A 482-nucleotide genomic window follows, 5' to 3' on the forward strand; every position below is an offset into this window, starting at 1 on the left:
GGGGAGAGCGCCACATATTCACCAATGTCGCCGGCTTTTATTTTTTCCAAGGCAACGAGCGCAGTGTCGTTACCCGCCAGCCTGTTAACCAAGTCTTCCTGCTTTAAAATGTCGGCTAACTTTTGCTGGGTATGGGCGAGGCGATGCTCTGCCCGCGCCATGCCTTCCGCTGCTGACTCCTCCCGGCTTTGCATGGTTTGGGTGATAAGCTGGAATGCTTCGGCAACTTCCGGTCGTATCTTGTTGTCTGGCTTGGCGCGTCGATAGCTCGACAACCAGGAAGCAAAGGGCTCGCTATCACGTGACAAGCCGGCCAATACACCGAAGTGATGGTCAAGGGCATGCCCCCATTCGTGGGCCAGCGCACCGGCGCCACTGGTACGGGTAATGTTGATTTCATTGACGCCAGGTACAAAGTGCGCGGCATTCCGACCACCATTGCCTTGCGCACCAAAGGCCAGGCCAAGCTTGCCCCCAAGCCC

Annotated in this window: 1 protein-coding gene; it reads right to left on the reverse strand. The window is 57.3% G+C overall.

What is annotated here, in order from left to right:
* Positions 1-482: hypothetical protein (locus ACUHMQ_RS21050; protein WP_445297390.1), on the reverse strand; the 482-nt coding region annotated here is incomplete at both ends.

The sequence above is a fragment of the Chitinimonas violaceus genome (genome assembly GCF_052601015.1).